The 2,691-nt window shown below is 71.0% G+C and carries 4 protein-coding genes and 1 pseudogene; 3 read left to right on the top strand and 2 right to left on the bottom strand.

The genetic code is table 11. From position 1 onward, the window contains the following. Both flgM and AC27VN_RS38310 read left to right on the top strand, forming a co-directional pair. On the top strand, positions 1 to 124 hold a 124-nt coding region (flgM, locus tag AC27VN_RS38315), incomplete at its 5' end, for a flagellar biosynthesis anti-sigma factor FlgM (protein WP_490880042.1). Between the two features lie 4 nt (positions 125 to 128). Continuing rightward, a complete protein-coding gene (locus tag AC27VN_RS38310; RefSeq protein WP_490880041.1) occupies positions 129 to 509 on the top strand; it encodes a hypothetical protein in 381 nt (126 codons plus the stop codon). Positions 510 to 518: 9 nt separating this feature from the next. Here the strand turns inward: AC27VN_RS38310 and AC27VN_RS38305 are convergent, their stop codons facing one another. Together AC27VN_RS38305 and AC27VN_RS38300 are read right to left on the bottom strand one after the other, a co-directional pair. After that, a complete protein-coding gene (locus AC27VN_RS38305) occupies positions 519 to 1,439 on the bottom strand; it encodes an SdiA-regulated domain-containing protein (RefSeq protein WP_093341654.1) in 921 nt (306 codons plus the stop codon). A gap of 18 nt (positions 1,440 to 1,457) precedes the next feature. Next, on the bottom strand, positions 1,458 to 2,378 hold the full coding sequence (locus tag AC27VN_RS38300; RefSeq protein ID WP_490880040.1) for a LysR family transcriptional regulator: 921 nt from the start codon (positions 2,376 to 2,378) through the stop codon (positions 1,458 to 1,460). Positions 2,379 to 2,447: 69 nt separating this feature from the next. Between AC27VN_RS38300 and AC27VN_RS38295 the strand changes: the two are divergent. Continuing rightward, positions 2,448 to 2,691, top strand: a pseudogene (locus AC27VN_RS38295) (4-hydroxythreonine-4-phosphate dehydrogenase PdxA); the annotation flags it as partial.

Here is a 2,691-nt window from a genome sequence, read left to right as displayed (position 1 = left end):
CGCGGCGAAGGTGGCCGCGGTGCGCGCCGCCATCGCCGACGGCAGCTTCAAGGTCGACTCCGGCGCCATCGCCGACAAGCTCCTGGCCAACGCCCAGGAATTCCTGAGCCGCGCAAGGAACTGATGCCATGCCCGATACCCGTGCTTCCGCCGAGATGCTGCTGAGCGAGGTCGAGGACCAGCTCGACCGGGTCGATGCCGGCCTGCGCTGCGACCAACCCTCGGACCTGCTGCAGGCCAGCGGCGAGCTGCGCCGCTGCGCCACCGGTTTCGCGCGCGCCCTCGAGGCCGCGCTGTCGGCCGAGGCGCTCGACGCCGAATTCCGCCGCCGCATCGAGGCCGTGGCCCAGCGGCTGTCGAACCAGCGCGACAGCGTGGCGCGCCGCACCGTCATCGTCGACCGCAGCCTGGCCTCGCTGCTGGGGCCGCGCCCCAATGCCACCTACACCATGCCCGGCGAGCGCAGGGTGTTCGCGGGCCTGCGCTCGGCCTCGATGCCGGCGCACTGACGACCAAGGCTACGAAGGCTTCGGCGCGCGCTCGAAGCGGTAGAACAGGTTGGGTTCCGACAGCAGGTAGAGCCGCCCGTCGGGCCCGACCGCCACGCCCTCGGGCTGCGGCACCTTGCGCTGCAGGCCGCCGAAGCCGCGCCACAAGGGCAGCATGCTGATCGGGCGCCCGTCGGGTGCGTACTCCACCACCAGCGCCGACTCGTCGCTCAGCAGCAGCAGGTGGCCGGTCGCATCGTGCAGCGTGACCGACGACAGGTCGCTCATGAACAGCGAGGACGCGCGCGAGGACTGCCATTCGCTGATGTCGATGTTGAAGCCGCTGGAAGTCGTGTCGGGGTCGAGCCCGGTGATCACCAGCACGCGCATCGGCAGCTTCTCGCGCACCACGTACAGGCGCTTGTGCACGCCGTCCCAGGAGATGCCCTCGAAGCTGCTGTTGTGCAGCCGGTCGATGCCGATGCCCAGGCTCGGGCGGCCGGCCACCGACACCTGCCGCGTGTCGCGCCCGATCTGCACCCAGTACATGCGGTGGCTGTCCTCGTCGGAGATCACGTAGCGCTCGCCCTGCACGTAGGTGATGCCTTCGGGATCCTTCACCCCCTCGAGCCCGATCACGCGCAGCAGCCGGCCCTCGGTGTCGAGTTCGGCGATCTGCGGCGGGCGGTTGATCACCGTGAACAGGGTGCCGGTCTCGGTGTTGAAGGTCAGGCCCGAGGCATTGCGCGTCAGGCCCTGGATCGGCAGGCCCTCGACCGCCACCCGGTAGTCCGGCAGCCACAACGCGTTGTTCGCCCATTGCGCCGCGCCCAGCGTGGTGCTGAGCCAGTAGTAGCCGAGCGCGGGCACCTTGAAGTACCAGCCGAAGGCCACGCCGAATGCGAGCACGATGGCCAGGAACAGGGTCTTGCGGGATCTGGCTCGGGTCATGCGGGCGGAGTCTAGCGTTCAGACCACCGAGAGCAGCCAGTCGAGCAACTGGCGCTGCCGGCCCGCGGCCGGCTTCTGCGGCGAAAGCAGGAAATAGCCCGAGCCGTCCGCGACGAAACCCAGCGGCGCGGCCAGCACGCCGCTCGCGAGGTCGTCGCAGACCAGGTGCCAGGGCCCGATCGCCACGCCGAGCCCGGCGACCGCCGCCTGCAGGCTGAAATAGAAATGCTCGAAGACCTGTTCCCTGCCGCCGGCGCCGGCCGATGCGCCTTGCAGCTGCATCCACGACGGCCAGGCCTGCGGCCGCGTGCGCGTGTGCAGCCGCACCGCGTCGCGGCGCAGCGACGGGCCCGCGCCGCCGGTGTCGAAGAAGGCATCGACCCGGCCCGGGCTGCACACGGGGCCGACCTTCTCCTCGAACAGCGGCTGCGCCTGCACGCTCGCGGGCCACTCGAAATCGTTGCGCCGGATCGCGAGGTCGATGCCGCCGTCGAAGGCGAACGGTCCGCCGCCCGCCACCAGGTGCACGGCCGCGTCGGGATGGCGCGCCTGGAAACTCGGCCAGCGCGGAATCAGCCAGCGCATCAGCAGGGTCGGCTCGCACGAGAGCACCAGCGGCGCCTCGCGCGCCGAGTGCCGCAGCTCGCGCGTGGCTTCCTCGATCAGGCCGAAGCCTTCGTCCACCGCGCGCTGCAGCCGGCGCCCGGCCTCGGTGAGGAAGACGCCGCGGTTGCGCCGTTCGAACAGCGCCAGGCCCAGGTCGTCCTCGAGCATGCGCACGGCGCGGCTGACCGCGCCATGGGTCAGGTGCAGGCTGTCGGCGGCCTGGCTGAAGTTCTGGGTCCGGGCCGCGGCGGCGAAGCAGCGCAGCGCCATCAGCGAGGGCAGGCGCGAGGGGTTTTTCCGTGAGCCAGGCTCACCGTCGGTGTCAGCAATCATCGTTTGTCCTGGGGCGGGCATCTGCATAGATTAGAGCGTCCGGTCCCGCCGTTCCCCGATATCCCCATCATGCAAGAACTGTCAGCCCAACTCACCCAGCCCGCGCCGCCCGAGCGGCTCGCGCTGACGATGGGCGATCCCTCGGGCATCGGCCCCGAGATCGTGGCCCGCACCTTGCTGAATGCCGAGTGGGCCCGGCGCTGCGTGCTGGTCGGCGATCCGCGCGTGATGCGCCAGGCCTTCGAGGCCCTGGGCGCCGGCGCGAGGCTGCGCGTGGCGGCGTCGATCGACGACATGGCGCACGAGGTGGGCA

It is taken from the genome of Variovorax sp. 20P10.2.4 (assembly GCF_058244205.1).
Note: the sequence above shows the minus strand (reverse complement) of the source record. Positions and strands in the feature narration are given on the sequence as shown.